Source organism: Sphingopyxis solisilvae (assembly GCF_015475875.1).
In the GTDB taxonomy this organism is placed as follows: domain Bacteria; phylum Pseudomonadota; class Alphaproteobacteria; order Sphingomonadales; family Sphingomonadaceae; genus Sphingopyxis; species Sphingopyxis solisilvae.
Genome location: NZ_JADKYM010000019.1, coordinates 1 through 20,632 on the forward strand (window position 1 = coordinate 1; position 20,632 = coordinate 20,632).

Here is a 20,632-nt window from a genome sequence, read left to right on the forward strand (position 1 = left end):
CCCTTCGGCGGCGCGCCAGGCCGATACCCCCCTCCACCACCGCCTGCGGCGGCGGTCCCCCTCCCCGCAAGCGGGGAGGATTTCGATGTCTGCAACCGGCTAAAACCGGCCGCTACGGATAACTCACCGTCTTCGGCACCTCGGGAATCGGGATGAACTCCTCGCTGTCCCCCGGGACCAGCGGGAACTTGCCGTCTTTCCAGTCGTGTTTCGCTTCGTTGATCCGATCGCGCGACGAACTGACGAAATTCCACCAGACGTGGCGCGGCGTCGTGAAGGCTTCGCCGCCAAGCAGCATGACCCGCGCATCGCTCTCCGCGCGCAACGTCATCGCCTGCCCCGGCCGCAGAATGTAGAGACTGTAGCGATCGAGGCGCTCGCCATCGAGGCTGGCATCGCCGAGCGCCACGAGCACGGCCCGCTCGTCCGCGTCGGCTTCGATCGGGATGCTGGCCCCTGCGCCCATCAATATGTCGGCATAGATTGTCGCGGCATGCTGGGTGATCGGCGATGTCGCGCCCCACAGGCTGCCCATGATGACGCGCGCCGACACGCCACCATCCTCGACCAGCGGCAGGTCGTCCTTCGCGACATGTTCGAACGCAGGGTCGATCTCTTCCCTGCAGTCGGGGAGCGCCAGCCAGGTCTGCATCCCTGAAATGCCAGAGCCGGTTGCGCGTTCGGCGGCGGGAGTGCGCTCCGAATGGACGATGCCGCACCCCGCCGTCATCAGATTGCACGCCCCCGGCCGGATCGTCGCCAGCGTGCCCAGGCTGTCGCGATGCTCGATCGCCCCTTCGAACAAATAGGTGACCGTTGCGAGGTTGATGTGCGGATGCGGGCGCACATCCATGCCCTTGCCAATGTCGAAATGCGCGGGACCGAACTGGTCGACGAAAATAAACGGGCCAACCATCGTGCGCGCCTTGTTCGGCAGCGTGCGCCGCACCTCGAACGCACCAAGATCGTGGGTCGATGGGGTGATGATTTCAAACATGCGCGTCTCCTTTTGGCGGATGGCTCAGCGTTCGGCGGGTCCGGGCGCGCGCAGGATCTTCTCCATCGCCTTGCCCTTTGCGAGTTCGTCGATCAGCTTGTCGAGATAGCGAATCTCGCGCATCAGCGGCTCGTCGATATTTTCGACGCGGATGCCGCAGACGACGCCTTTGATTTGGTCGCGCCGGATTCATCGTCGGCGCATCGGCAAAGAAGGCGCGGAAATCGACCCGCGCGGCGATCCGGGCTTCCAGCTCCATCTGGCTATAGCCGGTCAGCCAGCGGATGATCGCGTCGACCTCGTCCCTTGTGCGCCCCTTGCGCTCGGCCTTGGCCACATAGTGCGGATAGACGCTGGCAAAGCTCATGCCATAGATGCGGTGCTCCGCCATGCGCGCCGCTATTCCCCCGGCGCCGTCGCGCGGATCGCCAGCGCGTGGACGCGCTGTCCGGGCAGGTCGCCGAGCGCCTTGTTCACCATGCGCTGGCGCATCACGCGGTTCATTCCGGCAAAGCCCGCCCATTCGATCGCCAGGCTGAAATGCGATTCGCCGCTGCCGTCGTCGCCGGCGTGGCCATGATGTCTGGCGCTGTCGTTGCTGACGGTGAAATTGGCGTCGGGAAAGGCTGCGGCGAGCAGGCTTTCCATCTCTTGCTGTACGGGACCTTGGCTGCTCATGGGGTTGACCATAGGCGCTGCGTCGCCAAATTATAAGACCCCCTCCCCCGACGTTCGAGTCCGAAAGCCCCTTTTGCCGTCCTCTGCCCGCCCCTCCCGTTTTCATGGCCGCGTGCCGCGCGAGGCGCCGTGCGCAGTGCCGGGCTGCCGCGAGCCGGGCGAATTTCGCGCGCCAGCATCGGCGCACCGCTCGCCCGACGGCCCGCCCCCATATCGCTGGCTGTGCCTTGACCATGTGCGCGAATTCAACGCGGGCTATAATTTTTTCGAAGGCATGAACGCCGACCAGATCATGGCGGCGCAATCCCCGACCGCGGGCTGGGAAACCGAAAGCCGTACCTTCCGCCCCGCGGGCAGCGCCGACCTGCCGCCCCGCTGGGCCGATTTCAAGGATCCGATGGACGCGCTCGGCGCGCGGTTCCGGCAGCGGATGGACGAAGCCCGGCGCGAGGCGGCCAATCCCGGCCTGTCGCGCGAAGAACATGCCGCGATGCAGTTGATGGGCCTCGCGGCCGATGCCGACCGCGCCGCGCTACGTCGCCGCTACAGCGAACTCGTCCGCAAATATCATCCCGACCGCAATGGTGGCGATCGCAGTTTCGAGACGAGACTCGGCGAAGTGGTTGCGGCATATCAGTTGCTGCGGAAGACGAAGGCATTCGTATAGGAGACGCGCGATGAGCGATCTGGACGCAGCACGGATCGAGGTGGTCCGCCGCCATATGGCGCTCGAGATCACCCACGACTGGGACGGCGTCATCGCGACCTTCGACCATCCGCGCTACGAATTGCTGGGCCCCGGAACGGTGTTTGATGGCGAAGCCGCTGTCCGCTCCTATTTTGCCGCGTCGCGCGAGCCCTTTCCCGATCAGGCGAACGAAGTCATCGCCATCGCCGCTGACGCGGCGGCGAACCTGGTGCTGGTCGAATTCTGGCTGACCGGCACGCATCTCGGTCCGCTCAAGCTCGGCCCGCGCACGATCGCGCCGACCGGCAAGGCATTCCGCATCCGAATGGCCGCCAGCTTCGAATTCGCGCCCGGCAGCGACAAGATCGTCTGCGAGCGTCCCTATTACGACCAGTCGGCAGTGATGAAGGCGCTCGGCCTCCTCTGAAAAGGCGTTGCAAGCTGAAACGGACAGCGATACCGCGCTAGCGCAATTCCCCTCTCCCCATGCGGGAGAGGGTTGCGAAGACTTGGCGGCTTGCCGCCTAGTCGAAGCTGGGTGAGGGGTATGCGAGCCGCAGGCTCGCGCGGTACAAAGTGCCGCCCACCCTCATCCAGCTACGCCTCGTCGCTTCGCGGCAAGGCTTCGTATCCTTCTCCCGTCAAGGGAGAAGGGATAGAGATTTTTGAAGGCAGCAAGATGACCGATATCCCGAACAGCCTCCCGGACCATCACGGATCGACGCTACTCGCGGCGCCCGATATCGAGGTCGATGCGCGTGAGGTGTTCGGCGTCGATATCGATATGAAAGTCCCGGCGTTCAGCGAGGCCGACGCGCGCGTTCCCGACCTCGACCCCGCCTATGTGTTCGACGGCGACACAACGCTCGCGATCCTCGCTGGCTTCAAATACAACCGCCGCGTGATGGTGCAGGGCTATCACGGCACCGGCAAGTCAACGCATATCGAACAGGTGGCGGCGCGCCTCAAATGGCCGTGCATCCGCGTCAACCTCGACGCGCATATCAGCCGCATCGACCTTGTCGGCCGCGACGCGATCGTGCTGCGCGAGGGCCAGCAGGTCACCGAATTCCGAGAAGGCCTGCTCCCTTGGGCGCTGCAGACGCCGACCGCGCTGGTCTTCGACGAATATGATGCGGGGCGCCCCGATGTGATGTTCGTGATCCAGCGCGTGCTCGAGACCGAGGGCAAGCTGACCCTGCTCGACCAGAACCGCGTCATCCGCCCGAACCCTTATTTCCGCCTGTTCTCGACCGCCAATACGGTAGGCCTCGGCGACACGAGCGGGCTGTATCACGGCACGCAGCAGATCAACCAGGGCCAGATGGACCGCTGGAATATCGTCGTCACGCTCAATTATCTGCCCGCCGCGACCGAAAGCGCGATCGTCCTCGCAAAGGTGCCCGACACCGACGACACCACGGTCGCCAATATGGTCAAGGTGGCCGACCTGACGCGGCAAGGTTTCATCAACGGCGACATCTCGACCGTGATGAGCCCGCGCACCGTCATCAGCTGGGCCCAGAACACCGCGATCTTCAACAACATCGGCTTCGCCTTCCGTCTGTCCTTCCTCAACAAGTGCGACGAGGCCGAACGGATGATCGTCGCCGAATATTATCAGCGCGTGTTCGGCGAAGATCTGCCCGAAGGGGTGATCGGCAAGTGATTCCGAAACAGTCGCTGGCACGTTTAGGAGCCACCCTTTTCCTTATTTTTGCTTGCTGGAATACGGCACCAGCCCAAGTGACGGCGCAAAAATTTACTGCTCGCCAAATTATAGATTTGCATTTGCCTGACCGAGCATTTGAAGATGCTATCGCCCCAACTTTGCAGCGAATTCGCGATGATATCGAAGCTAACGAACAGACGCGGGCATTAGAGAAGAAGTTTCCTGGCGCACGCAAGGCGCGCGCCGATGCGATGATCATCGCAACCAGCGCTATATACAAGATCAAATTTGATCAAGCTGTGGGGGAAGTCGTGGTCGAGCTTTCTAGTCAGTTCGCTCCGGCTTCGTTAGATGAGGCACTCAATTTTTATCAAAAGCCGCACGTCGCCAATTTTCTCACGTTTGTTCGAAAGCAAAGGCCCTGTCAGGCAGCAATTGTAGCCGAATGTGAACGGCAAGGAGCGGTGGCGGCGAACGATTTCTTCTCAGAAGCCCGAAAGGACGAGAAGGAGGACTGGGCCGCATTCCTTTCGTCGGATGCAGGACGGGTGGATGCCTTCCTCGAAAACTTGTTGGGCCTCGTATTAGATCGCTTTGCAAAAATGCCCCTCACACCCGCCGAAAGTGAGGCCCTCCTCAAGAACGATAGGGAAACCTTGCGCAGGATCCAAAGCTAGCACCTTTTCCTCAATATCTAAGGCAGGGCAAACCCATGCTCCACTCGCATACGGCTCTTCGGAACTCCATCATGCTGCTTGGGTGTGCCGTTCTTTCGGGATGCAGCATCGCTGCCGTCGATTACGGCCCTGTCCGCCACGCCGACTATGTCGCCGATCCGCGCTGCACCGCGCAGCCGGGTGCCGTCGTCGATGGCGAGGCACTGCCGCTGTTCTTCGCGACCACGCGCCTGCCCGACTGCCGCACTGGCGACATCAGCATGCTCCGCCATCGCGGTGACAAGATGCGTTACGGCCGCTTTTCCGCGCCTGTTGAGGCCGAGCTCGGCGGCAAGAAAAAGCTCCGCACCCCGATGGCGTTTCAGGAAGCCGGGGACTGGTGGCGGGCGCTGCAGGCAGAAACCGACCGGCGGCAGGGTCGCGTCCTGCTCTATGTCCACGGCTATCGCGAGACGTTTGAAACCACATCGAAAGACGCGGACCAGATCGCACGGATGACCGGGTTCGACGGGCCGGTGATCGAGTATAGCTGGCCGTCGCAGGGCGAAGTGCTGAGCTATGCGGTCGACGAAACCAACATGTATCACGACGTCCGCAATTTCCGCGACTTTCTGAAGACGCTGGCCGAGCGGCCGTGGGTCAAGGAGATCGTCGTCGTGTCGCATTCGCTTGGCGCGCGGCTGGTAATTCCGGCGATCGCCTATGTCGATCGCACGTCGAGCAGCGCCGACAGCAGCAATATCTCGAACGTCATTCTGGCATCGCCCGATATCGACCGCGAAACATTCGAGCGCGATATCGAGGAAGAAGTGCTGGCGCCGCGCCGAGTCGCCAACGACCGACGCATCACCGTCTATGTCTCGCGTGCCGACAAGGCGCTTGCCGCGTCGCGCGCGCTGCACGGTTATCCGCGGCTCGGTTCGCCCTATTGCTTCGATCCGTTCGAAGCGGCCGAACTGAAGGCCAAAGGGCTGCCGATCCGCTGCTACGTCAAACCGGTGTCGGGCCTCATCGTAATCGACACCACCGATGTGTCGCGCGCGACCACCGGACACAGCAATTTCCTGCGCAGCGCCGCCGCATGCCGTGATTTCGTCGATGTCGTTGCAGGAAAACGCACGCGGCCGGAACGAACGGCAACGCATCTGGCGCATGTGTTCCAGCTGTTACCCGATCCCGCCGACCCGAAACCCGCCGACGAAGCGATCTGTAACCGGGTTCCGGCTCCCTAAAAGCCGCACAGGACGGCAAAGTCGGCCAGCCAGACCGCCGGTCCTTCGCCCGTCCACAGCCACAGCCCACCCGCCGCAATCACCGCGAACAGCCCGAGCGCCGCTGCGTCCTGCCGCGCCCATTTCATGCCGGTTGCAGCCGCCTGACGGGAGCGTCCGCAATCGGCAGATGAACCAGTCCCGCAAAGACCCCCAGCGCGATCGCAAAGCCCCAGGCGATGTCATAGCTGCCCGCCCAGTCAAAGATCAGCCCCGCCATCCATGCGCCGAAAAAGCTGCCGATCTGATGGCTGAGGAAGACGATGCCGTAGAGCATGGAGAGATATCGGACGCCGAATATGCGCCCGACGATCCCGCTGGTCAGCGGGACAGTGCCGAGCCACAGGAACCCCATCGCACCCGCGAACACCAGCGCGCTGGCGTGGGTCAACGGCAGGAACAGGAATAGCGCGATTACGATCGAGCGCGCGGTGTAGAGCGCCGACAGGACATATTTCTGGCGCAGGACATCGCCCGCACGCCCGAACACGTAGGAGCCGAGGATGTTGAACAGCCCCACCAGCGCCAGCACCTGTGCGCCGATGTCGATCCCCAGCCCCTTGTCGTCCAGATAGGCGGGCAGATGCGTTGCGATGAAGGCGATGTGAAAGCCGCAGACGAAAAAGCCCGCGTTGAGCAGCCAATAGCCGCGATGGACCGCCGCCTCGCGCAGCGCCTCGCGCGCGCTCTGTTCTTCCAGCGCCAGCGTCGTGCCGCCGTCGCTGCGACCCGCAACGCCGATCGCAAGCAAGCCGCATAGCGCGACGAGCCCCGCCATGATCCACAGCGTCTGCTGATAACCGACGTCGCCAAGCAGCATCGACGCCAGCGGCACGACCAGGAATTGCCCCAGCGAACCGCCCGCGGTCACAATGCCGAACGCGCTGCTGCGTTTTTCCGCGCTGACGACGCGCCCGACCGCGCCGAGCACGACGACGAACGTCGTTGCCGACTGCGCCATGCCGATAAAGATACCGAAGCTGATATGCAGCCCGATCGCATCGGTCGCGAATGCGGCCCCGATCAGCCCGAGGGCATAGAGGAGCGCGCCCGCCACGACCACGCGCCCCGCGCCATGTTTGTCGGCCAGCGCGCCAACAAAGGGCTGAACCAGCCCGAAGAGCAGGTTCTGCAGCGCCATCGCCAGCCCGAAATCCGACCGGCTGATCCCGATGTCGACGCTCATTTGCGGCAGGAACAATCCGAACGACTGGCGCACGCCCATCGCCAGCGTGACGATGAACGCGGCGCAGGCGATGACGATCCAAGGGCGTTTCATGGGGGACGTTGTGGGGGAGGCCATGACGCGGCGATGCGCCCGACGTTCCATATCGTCAAGCGAGCTTCACTATGAGACCCCTTACTCCCGCTTTCATCATTCCGGATCGGTCCGGGGCGACGATGAAAGGGATTTCCTTCGCCCCCCAAAGCCGGTTAGAGCCGACTCGAAATGACTACCCAGTCTCCCCTCGACGATTTCAAGGCCGCGCTCTCCAGCGTCGCGCGCGCGGTGACGCGCGATGCCGAGGTCGAGGTGGGCTTTACCGCCGACGCGCCCGCGCAGGTCGGCAAGGCGATCAAGGTGCCGACACCGTCGCGCACGCTGCCGGCGGATCAGGTGGCCGAAGCGCGCGGGTTCGCCGACGGCTATGCGCTGCGGATGAAGCATCATAGCGAGAAGGTTCACGCCGCTGCCCGTCCCGCCGAACCGGTTGCCGCCGCCGCGTTCGATGCGATGGAGCGCGCGCGGGTCGAGGCGCTCGGCGCGCGGCATATGGACGGCATGCGCGCCAATCTGTCGGCCAGTCTGGCAATGCGGATGCGCAGCGATCCGATTTCGCGCGCGCAGGGCCGCGACGACGTGCCCATGTCGAGCGCGCTCGAACTGCTGCTGCGCGAGGCGCTGACCGGGCAGCAGGCGCCGCAGGGCACCGAAACCGGCCTGTCGCTGGTCCGCGAGCGGATCGCGCGCGATGCCGGCGGCGACATCACGGCGCTGTCGATGCTGCTCGACGACCAGGCGGCGTTCGCCGAAACGGCAAAACTCGCGCTGCGCCACCTCGATCTGATCCAGGCCGACGACCCCGCCGAACAAGGCAGCGAGGACGGCGGCGAAGAGGATGAGAGCGAGGCCGAGGAAAGCCAGGAAGAGCAGGAAAGCGAGGACGGCGGCGCTGGTGAAAGCCAGGTCGACGCGCGCGCCGAAATGGCGGGCGACCAGGCCGACGACGGCGACAGCGACCCCGACGCGCAGGAAATGGAAGCCGACGGCGAACCCGAAATGGGCGGCGAAGGCGACGAAGGGATGCTGCCGGTGCGTCCCAACCGCCTGCCGACCGATGTCCCCGACTTCAACTATGTCCGCTTTACCGACAAGCATGACGAGATCATTCTGGCGACCGAGCTGTGCGATGCCGACGAGTTGACTCGCTTGCGCGCCTATCTGGATCAACAGATGGCGCATCTGCAGGGTGCGGTCACCAAACTCGCGAACCGCCTGCAGCGCCGCCTGATGGCGCAGCAGAACCGGGCATGGGATTTCGACCAGGAGGAAGGCCAGCTCGACGCCGCGCGGCTTGCGCGTGTCATCGTCTCGCCCGGCCAGTCGCTGAGTTACAAGATCGAGCGCGATACCGATTTCCGCGACACGGTGGTCACCTTGCTGATCGACAACAGCGGCTCGATGCGCGGCCGGCCGATCAGCATCGCCGCGATCAGCGCGGACATCCTCGCGCGCACGCTCGAACGCTGCGGCGTAAAGACCGAAATCCTCGGCTTTACGACGCGGACGTGGAAGGGCGGACAGAGCCGCGAGGACTGGCTCGCCGCGGGGCGCCCCGTACACCCCGGCCGCCTCAACGACCTCAGGCACATCATCTATAAGCCCGCCGACGAACCCTATCGCCGCGCGCGCAAGTCGCTCGGGTTGATGATGCGTGAAGGGCTGCTCAAGGAAAATATCGACGGCGAAGCGCTGTCGTGGGCGCACAGCCGCATCATCGGCCGACCCGAGGAGCGCCGCATCCTGATGGTGATTTCGGACGGAGCGCCGGTCGACGATTCAACGCTGTCGGTGAACCACGGCGCCTATCTCGACCAGCATCTGCGCCAGGTGATCGACTGGATCGAGAAAAAATCGCCGGTCGAACTCTGCGCGATCGGCATCGGTCACGACGTGACCCGCTATTACAGCCGCGCAGTGACGATCATGGACGCCGAGCAACTGGGCGGCACGATGGTCGAACAGCTGGCGGGGCTGTTCGACGTGGATTGAACCAAAATGTCGCTTCTGACGCTTCGAAAATCGTATGGAAAATCAGACTTGCAAATACTGCTGCCGGAATTAATTCTCGCCTAGTTGGGGGAGAGTCAAACTTCATGTCGTTAAAACAATCGCATTGCTACGCCTTTGGCGTCGCAATGATTTTGTGCGTTCACTTTGGCGCTGTTGCGGCGGTGCAAGGTTCGACATCGACCGACCCTAATCAACCCGCTGGCGTCGAAGTGGTACCTACTTCCTGTGAACTGCATGTGTGGCCAAGTAACGGACTACGCTCGGTTTTTCACGGCTGGACTCGCGGCGGTATAGTCGATGGGGCGGTGACCGGTCGCGAAGGCTATCCCGTAGTCCCAAAAGATCCGATCGGCACCAGCCAACAGGCAGCGCTGTTGCGCGCGGCCAACGTTGCGGACCGCGTTGGGTTAGCCGGATATCAGGTAATCGTGCACGACACGCCGCTGGAAAGCCGCGTGATCCGGACATCAGCTAGCCGGATCGCGGATTCATCGTCATCCTGTTATGCCGAATTGATTGCCGACGACGTGTTCTTGCAACAGGATATAGTCAACGGAACTTATCTTAAATCGCTGGTGCGTTTTCGTCAGTTTGGCGCATCGGCGTCGCCTGAAAATATCTTCGGCACGTTCGTGCAGACAAAAATGACAGCATTTCCGCCGAAACCAGACAGGCCGCAAGATAATCAAACCGCGCTTAATGAGCTTCACTCCGCCTATCTTGCGAACTTCGATGCTTTCGGCGCGGCAATGACGCGGGATTCTCAATCAAAGCGCAAATAGCAACGGTCCTTAAATGAGAGGGAAATATGAAATCTGTCATCCAAACTGCCTGCATTATTTTTGCCGCAACTTCGATAACAGCTCCCGCGGCCGCACAGGATGCGCCGTGTGAATTGCATGTTTGGCCCGCTGAGCGGATGACATCAATGACGACCGGCCTGCTGGGCGGCGGATTGATCGACGCTCTGGCACACAGCGGCCGAGATGCGAGCAACAAAGCGCAGCTCGCCAGCGCGCTTGACAGTCCGTCGCAGCTGGATGCACTTCAGTCGCTTGATCTTCACAACATGCTAAAACTTTCTCCGGGCACGATTATAGTTCGCCACGAACAACCGCTCGAACGCAAGACTATGAACAAGATCAAGACGCGCCGCTCGGATTCGGTCTCCAAATGCTACAGTGAATTGATCGTTGCCGATGTTTTCTACCAAAAAGCAGCGATTTACGGCCGCTCTTTGCGCACTTTATTTATGCTTCGTGATTTCGGTAACGATCAAAAGATCGACTTTGAGTATAAGGCGTGGGGAGGCAACGGCCTGAAACTATTCCCCCCGAAAGAGGGTGAGGACGCGGTTGCGGCGCTCGATGAACTCGTTGCCGTGTTCCAGAAGAATTTTGACGAATATGCAAACAACGCTCGGAAGTCGATTGATGCGCGATCCTCGCGCAAGGGCGGCTAATAAGGACATTCACGAGCCATTGTCGGCCGTCGCATATAATATGCGACGGCCGTTCCGCATGGTGACAACCCCTTCTCCCCTCGTTACAAACTCTCCCCGGAGCAGCAGGGACTCGCGGCCTGACGACGAGAGCCGCTGCACCGGAAAATCATGCTGTGGTCGCCAGCATGGCTTGGGGCTGCACCGATGGAGGTGCGCGGCTGAGGGGGCGACTGTCACATGAAAAAAGCATCCGACCTGTTCATCGAATGTCTGGAAGAAGAAGGCGTCGAATATATTTTCGGCGTTCCGGGCGAGGAAAATCTCGACTTTCTCGACAGCTTGTCGCGGTCCAAGCAGATCAAATTGATCCTGACCCGGCACGAGCAGGGTGCGGGCTTCATGGCCGCGACCTATGGGCGGCACACCGGCAAGACCGGTGTTTGCCTCGCCACACTCGGCCCCGGCGCAACCAACTTCGTCACCGCCGCCGCCTATGCCCAGCTTGGCGGAATGCCGATGATGATGATCACCGGGCAAAAGCCGATCAAGAAATCGAAGCAGGGCCGCTTTCAGATCCTCGACGTCGTCGCGATGATGGGGCCGATCACCAAATATACCCACCAGATGGCCGCATCGGACAACATCCCGAGCCGCGTGCGCGAAGCATTCCGCCTCGCCGAGGAGGAAAAGCCCGGCGCAGTGCATATCGAACTGCCCGAGGATATCGCCGACGAACATACCGACGCGACCCCGCTGAAACGCAGCCATTCGCGCCGCCCCACCGCCGACACCAAATCGATCCGCGAGGCGGTGAAAGCGCTTGAAGCAGCGAAGTCGCCCGTCCTCGTCATCGGTGCCGGTGCCAACCGTACCATGACCAGCCGCATGCTGCTGCAATTCATCGAAAAGACCGGCATCCCGTTCCTGACGACGCAACTCGGCAAGGGCGTGATCGATGAGCGGCATCCGAAATTTTTGGGCTGCGCCGCGCTCAGTTCAGGCGATTTCGTCCACCGCGCGGTCGAGGCATCGGACTGCATCGTCAACCTCGGCCATGACGTCATCGAAAAGCCGCCCTTCTTCATGCAGCGCGGCGGGCCGACGGTTATCCACGTCTCGACCAAAACCGCCGAAGTCGATCCGGTCTATTTCCCGAATATCGAGGTCATCGGCGATATCGCCAACGCGGTGTGGCAGATGAAGGAAGACATCGTCCCCAGCGGCAGCTGGAAATTCGACCATATGCTGAAGTTCCGACAGGGCGAGATTGAACACACCAAGCCGCTGGCCGAAGACGCGCGTTTCCCGATCTTTCCGCCGCATCTGGTCCAATCGATCCGCGACAGCATGCCCGACGACGGCATCATCTGCCTCGACAACGGTGTGTACAAAATCTGGTTCGCGCGCGGCTACACCGCCTATCGCCCGAACACCGTGCTGCTCGACAATGCGCTGGCAACGATGGGCGCCGGGCTGCCGTCGGCGATGATGTCGGCGATGGTCTACCCCGACCGCAAGGTCATGGCGATCTGCGGCGACGGCGGGTTCATGATGAACAGCCAGGAGATGGAAACTGCGGTCCGGCTTGGACTCAACATGACGGTGCTGATCCTCAACGACAACAGCTATGGCATGATCCGCTGGAAACAGGCGAACATGGGCTTCAAGGATTGGGGGCTGACCTATGGCAACCCCGATTTCGTCAAATATGCCGAAAGCTATGGCGCGCACGGCCACCGCGTAACGAGCGCAGACCATCTCAAGGAGCTGCTCGCGCATACGCGCGATACGCCAGGCGTCCACCTGATCGACTGCCCGGTCGATTATTCGGAGAATGATCAGATCTTGAACATCGACATCAAGAAGTTGTCGAAGGAGCTTTGATCTCCGCTCCCCTCCCGCAAGCGGGAGGGGCAGCGAGACTTGCGAGCTTGCTCGCTAGTCGCAGCGGGGTGGGCTATCCGCACCGTTGCTGGCCCACCCCCGACCCCTCCCGCAAGCGGGAGGGGGGAGTAGAATGATGAAACTCAAGGACGTCTATCCGCTCTACCTCAACAACAAGGCGGTGCAGCCGAACACCGACCTCGAGGTGATCGACAAATATACCGGCGAGGTCACGTTCCGCACCGCGCTGGCGACCCCCGATGTGATCGACGAGGCGATCGCGGGCGCCGTGCGCGCCGCTGAGCCGATGGCGCGGCTCGCGAGTTTCGAGAAGCGCGACGTCCTCAATCATTGCGTCACGCGTTTTCAGGAGCGGTTCGACGAGCTCGCCTATGCTTTGTGCGTCGAAGCGGGCAAGCCGATCGCCGACAGCGAAGGCGAGGTTACGCGCCTGATCGACACCTTCCGCATTGCCGCCGAGGAAGCGACGCGCAATTATGGCGAGGTCCAGCCGCTCGACATTTCGGCGCGCGCCAAGGGCTATATGGGGATGTGGAAACGCGTGCCGATCGGCCCGTGCAGCTTTATCTCGCCGTTCAACTTCCCGCTCAACCTCGCGGCACACAAGATCGCGCCGGCGATCGCGATCGGCTGTCCGTTCGTGATGAAACCAGCATCGATGACCCCGCTCGGGGCGATCATCATGGGTGAGGTGCTGGCCGAATGTGATATCCTCCCCGAAGGCGCGTTCAGCATCCTGCCCGCGAGCCGCGCAGGGGCCGATCTGTTCACCACCGACGAGCGGCTGAAACTGCTCAGCTTCACGGGTTCCCCCGGCGTGGGCTGGGATCTGAAAGCCAAGGCGGGGAAGAAAAAGGTCGTCCTCGAACTCGGAGGCAATGCTGCGGTGGTCGTCGACAAGGACGCCGACCTCGACCATGCGCTCGCGCGGATCATCTTCGGCGGCTATTACCAGTCGGGGCAGAGCTGCATCCATGTGCAACGCGTGATCATCCACGAGGATATTTACGACACTTTCCGCGACATGCTCACCGCGAAGGTCAAGGCCTTGAAATCGGGCGATCCCAAGCATCGCGACACCTTCATCGGCCCGATGATCTCGGTCAAGGAAGCACAGCGGCTGAAGGGCTGGATCGACGATGCGGTCGCCGCAGGCGCGACCCTCCTCGCGGGCGGCGGCTGTGAGGGAAATATGCTCGAAGCCGCGCTGCTCGAAAATGTCCCGGCGGGCAGCGATGTCGTCGTCGAGGAAGCGTTTGGGCCGGTTGTGGTGCTCAGCAAATTTTCCAAATGGGAAGAGGCGCTGGCCGAGGTCAACGACAGCAAGTTCGGCTTGCAGGCGGGGCTGTTCACGAGCGACATTCAGAAAGTGCTGGAGGCGTGGGATCATCTCGACGTCGGCGGGATCGTCGTCAACGACGTGTCGAGTTACCGCGTCGACAACATGCCCTATGGCGGGGTGAAGGACAGCGGATTGGGCCGCGAGGGCGTGCGCTTCGCCATTGAAGACATGAGCGAGATCCGCAATCTGGTGATAAGGCGGACCTGATCTTCCCCTCCCGCTTGCGGGAGGGGTTAGGGGTGGGCGCGAGCGTAGCGAGCATGTGACGTCGCGATTTCCCGCCCCGCTGCGACTAACGAGCAAGCTCGTAAGTCTCGCTGCCCCTCCCGCCTGCGGGAGGGGGCAGCCTTGTCCCACCGTCACCAAACCGCCTTCAAACTGCCTCCGAACCGACGCGGGTTTGAATCGCACAGTGTCACAAAACTCCTGTCTAGGCCGTGGGCAGCTAAGGCTGCCACGGAGCATGACATGGCCTCGATCTCGACCCTGCCGATCCCCGCCCGTTTTGCCGACCCCTTTACAACCGACCCGCATATTCCCGAGCGCGTGATCGGCGAGCGGCGCAACTACCGCGCGGTATGGGTCAGCGACATCCACCTTGGCACCCGCGGCTGCAACGCCGCAATGCTGATCGACTTTTTCGACCATATCGATTGCGAGACGCTGTATCTGGTCGGCGACATCATCGACGGCTGGCGGCTCAAGAAGCGCCATTTCTGGCCGCCCGAGCATAATGACGTGGTGTGGCGGGTGCTGAAGCGCGCCAAGCGTGGTACCCGCGTGGTCTATGTCCCCGGCAACCATGACGAGATGGTCAAACCCTTCGACGGCTTCGATTTCGGCGGGGTCGAAATTCGGCGCGAGGCGATCCACGAGACCGCCGACGGGCGCAGATTGCTGGTCGTCCATGGGGACGAATTCGACGCAGTGATGCTCGCGCACCGCTGGCTCGCCTTCGTCGGCGACGCCGCCTACACTGCGTTGATGAAGTGCAATGTGGTGGTGAACCGCATCCGCAGCGCATTCGGCCTGCCCTATTGGTCGCTGTCGATGGTCGCCAAGCACAAGGTCAAGAACGCGGTTCAGTTCATCGGGCGTTATGAGGAGGTCGTCGCCCACGCCGCCCGCTCGCGCGGGGTCGACGGGGTCGTATGCGGCCATATCCACAGCGCCGAAATGCGCGAGATCGAAGGCACAGCATATTATAACGACGGCGACTGGGTCGAAGGCTGCACCGCGCTGGTCGAGCATCATGACGGGCGAATGGAGATATTGCACTGGGCCGAGGAGGTCGCGAAGCGCAGCGTCCCGGCGACGCTCGAACTTCCTGCCCCGGCACGCGCGGCATGAAGATTCTGATCGTCAGCGACGCATGGGAGCCGCAGGTCAACGGCGTCGTGCGGACGTTGCAGGCAACGATCGCCGAACTGCGCAAGGCAGGACATGAGGTCGCGGCCGTTTCGCCCGACCTGTTCCGTTCGGTCCCCTGCCCCTCCTACCCCGAAATCCGGCTGGCGTTCGCAGGGTGGCGAAAGGTCGGGCGGCATATCCGCGCCTTTGACCCGCAGGCGATCCACATCTCGACCGAAGGTCCGCTGGGGCTGGCGGCGCGGCGCTGGTGCCTGAAGAACGGCTTTCCCTTCACCACCGCTTATCACACGCGCTTTCCCGAATATGTCGCGGCGCGGCTGCCCGTTTCGCCGGCCTTCGTTTGGCGCTTCATTCGCTGGTTCCACCGTCCCGCGCGCCATATCATGATTGCGACGCGCAGCCTGGCGCGCGAGCTCGCCGATCAGGGGCTCACTCAAACGATGATGTGGGAACGCGGCGTCGATCATGATCTGTTTCGCCCCGACCGCGCCGCGCATCCGGCCTATGCCGGCCTGCCGCGCCCGATCCAGCTTTATGTCGGCCGCGTCGCGGTCGAAAAGAATATCGGCGCGTTCCTCGATATCGATCGGCCGGGTACGAAGGTGATCGTCGGCGATGGACCCGCGCTGGCCGCGCTCCAGGCGCAGCACCCCGACGCGATGTTTCTCGGAAAACTGGGTGGCGAAACGCTCGCGGCGGCCTATGCGGGAGCCGACGTGTTCGTTTTCCCCAGCCGCACCGACACCTTCGGGCTGGTAGTGATCGAAGCGCTCAGCTGCGGGACGCCCGTTGCCGCGTTCCCCGTTCCCGGCCCCGGCGATATCATCCGCGATGGCGCGGGCGCGCTCGACCAGGATCTGGGCCGCGCGATCGACACCGCATTGGCATGCGACCGCTCTGATGCCGCCGCCCTGGGCGCGCGTTACAGCTGGGCGGGTTGCACCGCGCAGTTCGCAAAGGCGCTAACCTTCGTACCCGGCTCGCCATCATCGCAAGGCGCCGAAAGCGCGATCGGCGTTCCGGCCTAAAAGGTCTTGCGCCACTCCAGCTCGATATAGCGGCCGAGCGGGTCGATATAGCCCGGCTGGTAATTGAGCGGCACACGTCCCGTCGCATCGGTGATCTTGCGCTGCGCGTCGAACAGATTGTCGACCGACAGCCGCAGGCGCGATCCTTTCAGGAACGGCACTGCTTCGGTCAGCTTCGGCTTCTGGTTCAGGTCCATGAAGAAGCGCAGGTTGAAGGTCGCGAGGTCGCCGAACTTCAGATCGCCCGCACTGCCGCCCGTCACCGTGCTGCCGCTGTCATATTTCGCGCTGAGCCTGACCCCCATACCCTTGTTGAACAGCCCGCCGTCGAGTTCTAGCAGGTGCCGGTTACTGCCGCCGCCGTTGCCCGTGGCCGACCCGTTCAGCAGGTCGAGTTCGGGCACGCCGGGCCGGATCAACACTTTGTCGGTCAGCTTGATCGTATGATAGAGCGACACCTGCCAGCGTCCGCCCTGCGGACCACCGAACATGCCGCCCGGGCCGCCACGACCACCGCCACCGCCCATCCGCGGGCCGCCGCCGCCGCGCGGGGCTCCGGGACCTGCACCGTCCGGACGCCTGCCTCCGGCGGCCGGACCGCCCGAACCGGGGCCACGCGGCTGTTGCTGGCCAAAGCTTTTGCCGAAGTTCAATCCCCAGCGGATTTGCGAATTTTCGACGCGATCGAAATTGACCGGACGCTGGTCGAGCGCGAGCAGCACGCCATTGGCATCGCGGGTCACACGGTCGGGAAACGCCGCCTCGATCTCGGGGGTCAGCAGCGGAAAGCCGTTCGACGTGTCAAAGCTCTTGTTGCGGTTGTAATTGACCGAGAAATTCAACCCTTCGACCATCGGCGGCGACCAGTTCAACCCCAGTTTCAGATCGCGTCGCTGTTCGGCAAGCAGGAAGGGATTGCCGCCGGTGGTCGTGGTGATCTGCACCGTCTGCCCGGTCGCAAAATCATAATAGGTCACCGCCGGCGTCACGAGCGGTGCCGCTCCCAGTTGCTGGATGCCCGGTGCTGCCTCGTCCTGGTTGAAGCTGGCGATCAGCGACAGGTTGCTGGTCAGCCCCCAATTCAGGTTGGCGCCCCAGCTTTTCAGCGCCGCAAAGTCGCTGGGGTCCTGATACTGGCCGCTCAGCGTCAGCGACAGTCGGCCGATATTGCCGACCTGATACTCGGGATCGAGCAATGGCACGGTCAGCGATCCGAACACGCCCGGCAGATCGCGGCTCAGGTTGGTCGTCGTGACGGCGCCCGAGCGTTCCGATCGGCTGTCGAACCGGAGTCCCGAAAAACTGCCGGTCGCGGACAGCCGGATCGGCCCGGCCCAGCCTTCGGTCACCGTGCCCGACAGATTGGCGTTGCCACCAAAACTCTGCTGGCTGCTGTCGAACCGGTCGCGCGCACCGCTGATGCGATCGGTGAACGTCCGCTGGTCAGCGTCGGCATAATTGCCCGACACCGACCAACGCCAATTGCCGAGCATACCGTTGACGCTGGCCGTCGAGCTCAGATTACGGCTCCGGCCGTCTCGTTCGAGCGGGTCCGTCACCCCTCCAATCCCGGGGCCGAGCAACGAGCGCGTATCGGTCTGGTCGAAACGGACATTGAGCGACGCATCGGTCACCTTGTTCAGACTGCGCTGGATCGTCGCGTCGATACGATATTCGTCCGACGCCCCGAGCAGGCTGCGCGCCGCGGCGCCCGCCGCCAACGCCTGACCGGCCGCGTCGGACGCATAATCGAGCCTACGCTCGCTTTCGCGCAGCATCGACTTGCTCTCCCAGCCCGCGTTGAGGTTGAGGCGGCCATTCTCGCCGATCATTAAAAAGCTGGGTTCGATCTCGCCCTGAAAACGTCCGCCCTGTGTCGGCAGGCCGCCTTCGACCTCGACCGCAATCTGGCGGAAATTGGGTTTGAGCACGAAATTCACGACGCGCTCGTCGGCCGAATAGCCGTATTGAAGCGCGACTTCTTCGGGAAATACTTCGACCTTCGCGATTGCTTCGGGCGGCAGATTACGCACTTCGCCGAAGCCACCGATGCGGCGCCCGTTGACGAGGATAATCGGCCGACCGCTTCCGCGCCCGCGCCCCGACCGCGTCTGCGGTGCCAATGCTTCCAGAAGTTCGGCGACGTTCGACACGCCATAGCTGGCGATCGCCGCTTCATCGAGTTCGGCTTCCGCCTTGATATTGGTGTCGAGTTGCCCGGCCAGACGCGGCGCGGTCACGACAATCTCGTCGCCGTCGATATCGTCGAAGTCGGGGCCGCGCGCAGGCGAAGCCGGCCCCGCCTGGTCGGCGGGCTGGTCGTCGGCGGCGACAACGATCGCAGCGGCCGCGCTCGTCGGCATCACTTCGGTTTCGGCATAGGCTGGAACGGCGAGCGAAGCGCTGGCAGCCAGCAACATGGCGCGCACGGACAGGGAGGGGCGAGACATATTCATCAAGGGAAAGCCTTTTTCTGTTCTTTTGTCGTTGCTTGTGTTGGCGGCACCGCAGTGAACCGGCACTGACACAGTTTGTCGGCGGTGGTTCAGTTATGTCGCAATTGTCGCAATAATGTGTCGAAACCATAAGCGTTCCACCAACGGTCGATATCGACCGCTGGACAGCATGGCCCCTGCCCCTTATCGGCCAGCCATGCCGACTCCAGCCTCTTCGCAGCCGCCCGAATCGATCCTGATCGTCGATTTCGGCAGCCAGGTGACCCAGCTCATCGCCCGCCGCGTTCGTGAAGCGGGGGTATATAGCGAGATTGTCCCCTTCACCTTGGCCGAAGCGGCGCTTGAACGCATGCAGCCCAAGGGGATCATCCTTTCCGGCTCGCCCGCCTCGGTTCCCGCCGACGGCAGCCCGCGCGCGCCGCAGTCGGTGTTTGGCAGCGGCCTGCCGATCCTCGGTATCTGTTACGGCCAGCAGGTGATGAGCCAGCAGCTCGGCGGCCGCGTCGAACCCGGCGGCGCCGATGGCGAGCGCGACGGCGAATTCGGCCGGGCCTTCCTGACCGTCACCGAACCCTGCGTGTTGTTCGACGGCCTTTGGAACGTCGGCGAGCGCCATCAGGTGTGGATGAGCCACGGCGACAAGGTCACCGAGTTCGCCCCGGGTTTCCGCATTGTCGCGGTCAGCGACGGCGCGCCCTTCGCACTGATTGCCGATGATGAACGCCGCTATTACGGTACGCAGTTCCACCCCGAGGTCGTCCACACCCCCGACGGCGCCAAGCTGATCGCCAATTTCGTCCGCCATGTCTGCGGGTGCAGCGGCGACTGGACGATGGCCGAATTCCGCGCCACCAAGATCGCCGAAATCCGCGCGCAGGTCGGCGACAAGCGCGTGCTGTGCGGCCTGTCGGGCGGGGTCGACAGCGCGGTCGCCGCGGTGCTGATCCACGAAGCGATCGGCGAGCAGCTGACGTGCGTCTTTGTCGACCACGGCCTCTTGCGCATGAACGAACGCGAACAGGTCGAACGGCTGTTCCGCGACCATTACAACATCCCCCTTGTCGTGGTGGACGCCGAGCAACGCTTTATGGCGGGCCTCGCGGGCGTCACCGATCCCGAAAAGAAGCGCAAGTTCATCGGCGCCGAGTTCATCAATGTGTTCGAGGAAGAAGCGAAGAAGATCGGCGGCGCCGACTTCCTCGCCCAAGGCACGCTCTATCCCGACGTGATCGAGAGCGTCAGCTTCACCGGCGGGCCGAGCGTGACGATCAAGAGTCACCATAATGTCGGCGGCCTGCCCGAACGCATGAACATGAACCTGGTCGAGCCCTTGCGCGAGCTGTTCAAGGACGAGGTGCGCCTGCTCGGCAAGGAACTGGGCCTGCCTGACATCTTTGTGGGCCGTCACCCCTTCCCCGGCCCCGGCCTGGCGATCCGCATTCCCGGCGAAGTGTCGAAGGAACGCTGCGACATCCTGCGCAAGGCCGACGCCGTGTATCTTGAAGAAATCCGCAACGCCGGCCTCTACGATGCGATCTGGCAGGCATTTGCGGTGCTGCTGCCCGTCAAGACCGTCGGCGTGATGGGCGACGGACGCACCTATGACCATGTCTGCGCGCTGCGCGCCGTGACCTCGACCGACGGCATGACGGCCGACATCTATCCTTTTGACGCGAGCTTCCTCAGCCGCTGCGCGACACGCATCATCAACGAAGTGCAGGGCATCAACCGCGTCGTTTACGACTATACGTCGAAACCGCCGGGGACGATCGAGTGGGAATGATTCGGGGCACGCAAATGCCCGAATA

The 20,632-nt window shown here is 62.9% G+C and carries 19 protein-coding genes; 13 read left to right on the forward strand and 6 right to left on the reverse strand.

From position 1 onward, the window contains the following. Positions 1-112: 112 nt before the first annotated feature. From IR187_RS12780 to IR187_RS12790, 3 genes are read right to left on the reverse strand one after another with little or no spacing between them, the layout of a single operon-like run. Positions 113-997 carry a pirin family protein gene (locus tag IR187_RS12780; protein WP_194955000.1) on the reverse strand — a complete coding sequence of 295 codons (885 nt, stop codon included), beginning with the start codon at positions 995-997 and terminating at the stop codon, positions 113-115. Further along, positions 990-1,364 carry a DUF2200 family protein gene (locus tag IR187_RS17180; protein ID WP_456115037.1) on the reverse strand — a complete coding sequence of 125 codons (375 nt, stop codon included), beginning with the start codon at positions 1,362-1,364 and terminating at the stop codon, positions 990-992. The genes IR187_RS12780 and IR187_RS17180 overlap by 8 nt, the downstream gene beginning before the upstream one ends. Before the next feature lie 32 nt (positions 1,365-1,396). Continuing rightward, the gene (locus IR187_RS12790; RefSeq protein WP_407699087.1) at positions 1,397-1,675 is read right to left on the reverse strand and encodes a BolA family protein; all 279 of its coding nucleotides are present in this window, start codon (positions 1,673-1,675) and stop codon (positions 1,397-1,399) included. A 112-nt stretch (positions 1,676-1,787) separates the two neighbouring features. Here IR187_RS12790 and IR187_RS12795 point away from each other — a divergent pair, with 112 nt between their 5' ends. The 5 genes from IR187_RS12795 to IR187_RS12815 all read left to right on the forward strand — a co-directional run bounded on the left by IR187_RS12795 (position 1,788) and on the right by IR187_RS12815 (position 5,944). Beyond that, positions 1,788-2,342, forward strand: a complete 555-nt coding sequence (locus IR187_RS12795; protein ID WP_194955002.1) for a DnaJ domain-containing protein — start codon at positions 1,788-1,790, stop codon at positions 2,340-2,342. Positions 2,343-2,352: 10 nt separating this feature from the next. After that, the gene (locus IR187_RS12800; protein WP_194955003.1) at positions 2,353-2,790 is read left to right on the forward strand and encodes an ester cyclase; all 438 of its coding nucleotides are present in this window, start codon (positions 2,353-2,355) and stop codon (positions 2,788-2,790) included. Positions 2,791-3,042: 252 nt separating this feature from the next. Continuing rightward, the gene (cobS, locus tag IR187_RS12805; protein ID WP_194955004.1) at positions 3,043-4,032 is read left to right on the forward strand and encodes a cobaltochelatase subunit CobS; all 990 of its coding nucleotides are present in this window, start codon (positions 3,043-3,045) and stop codon (positions 4,030-4,032) included. Next, entirely contained in the window at positions 4,029-4,712 is a 684-nt protein-coding gene (locus tag IR187_RS12810; RefSeq protein WP_194955005.1) for a hypothetical protein, read from the forward strand. The genes cobS and IR187_RS12810 overlap by 4 nt, the downstream gene beginning before the upstream one ends. Positions 4,713-4,783: 71 nt before the next feature. Further along, a complete protein-coding gene (locus IR187_RS12815; RefSeq protein WP_194955006.1) occupies positions 4,784-5,944 on the forward strand; it encodes an alpha/beta hydrolase in 1,161 nt (386 codons plus the stop codon). Here the strand turns inward: IR187_RS12815 and IR187_RS17025 are convergent. Together IR187_RS17025 and IR187_RS12820 are read right to left on the reverse strand one after the other, a co-directional pair. Then, on the reverse strand, positions 5,941-6,072 hold the full coding sequence (locus IR187_RS17025; protein ID WP_267463785.1) for a hypothetical protein: 132 nt from the start codon (positions 6,070-6,072) through the stop codon (positions 5,941-5,943). The two genes, IR187_RS12815 and IR187_RS17025, sit on opposite strands and share 4 nt — an antisense overlap. Beyond that, complete coding sequence (locus tag IR187_RS12820; protein ID WP_228765918.1) at positions 6,069-7,262, reverse strand: MFS transporter; 1,194 nt, start codon at positions 7,260-7,262, stop codon at positions 6,069-6,071. The genes IR187_RS17025 and IR187_RS12820 overlap by 4 nt, the downstream gene beginning before the upstream one ends. Before the next feature lie 171 nt (positions 7,263-7,433). Here IR187_RS12820 and cobT point away from each other — a divergent pair, with 171 nt between their 5' ends. From cobT to IR187_RS12855, 7 genes are all read left to right on the forward strand, one after another. Further along, a complete protein-coding gene (gene cobT / locus IR187_RS12825) occupies positions 7,434-9,257 on the forward strand; it encodes a cobaltochelatase subunit CobT (protein ID WP_194955008.1) in 1,824 nt (607 codons plus the stop codon). Then, positions 9,254-10,060 (forward strand): hypothetical protein, encoded by an 807-nt coding sequence (locus tag IR187_RS12830; RefSeq protein WP_194955009.1) that lies wholly within the window; start codon positions 9,254-9,256, stop codon positions 10,058-10,060. Before cobT ends, IR187_RS12830 begins: the two co-directional genes overlap by 4 nt. Before the next feature lie 26 nt (positions 10,061-10,086). Then, positions 10,087-10,740: an HPr family phosphocarrier protein gene (locus IR187_RS12835; protein WP_194955010.1), complete on the forward strand. Its 654-nt coding sequence runs from the start codon at positions 10,087-10,089 to the stop codon at positions 10,738-10,740. Positions 10,741-10,959: 219 nt separating this feature from the next. Then, positions 10,960-12,606, forward strand: coding sequence for an acetolactate synthase large subunit (locus IR187_RS12840; protein ID WP_194955011.1), 1,647 nt, complete (start codon positions 10,960-10,962; stop codon positions 12,604-12,606). 133 nt (positions 12,607-12,739) lie between these two features. Beyond that, complete coding sequence (locus IR187_RS12845; RefSeq protein ID WP_194955012.1) at positions 12,740-14,176, forward strand: aldehyde dehydrogenase family protein; 1,437 nt, start codon at positions 12,740-12,742, stop codon at positions 14,174-14,176. A 261-nt stretch (positions 14,177-14,437) separates the two neighbouring features. Further along, positions 14,438-15,319: a UDP-2,3-diacylglucosamine diphosphatase gene (locus IR187_RS12850; RefSeq protein WP_194955013.1), complete on the forward strand. Its 882-nt coding sequence runs from the start codon at positions 14,438-14,440 to the stop codon at positions 15,317-15,319. Continuing rightward, positions 15,316-16,368, forward strand: a complete 1,053-nt coding sequence (locus tag IR187_RS12855; RefSeq protein WP_194955014.1) for a glycosyltransferase family 4 protein — start codon at positions 15,316-15,318, stop codon at positions 16,366-16,368. Before IR187_RS12850 ends, IR187_RS12855 begins: the two co-directional genes overlap by 4 nt. Here IR187_RS12855 and IR187_RS12860 read toward each other — a convergent pair. Continuing rightward, positions 16,365-18,788 carry a TonB-dependent receptor plug domain-containing protein gene (locus tag IR187_RS12860; protein WP_228765922.1) on the reverse strand — a complete coding sequence of 808 codons (2,424 nt, stop codon included), beginning with the start codon at positions 18,786-18,788 and terminating at the stop codon, positions 16,365-16,367. The genes IR187_RS12855 and IR187_RS12860 overlap by 4 nt on opposite strands. 232 nt (positions 18,789-19,020) lie before the next feature. On the opposite strand from IR187_RS12860, the gene guaA reads away from it, so the two are divergent. Continuing rightward, complete coding sequence (gene guaA, locus IR187_RS12865) at positions 19,021-20,607, forward strand: glutamine-hydrolyzing GMP synthase (protein WP_194955016.1); 1,587 nt, start codon at positions 19,021-19,023, stop codon at positions 20,605-20,607. Positions 20,608-20,632 lie beyond the last annotated feature (25 nt).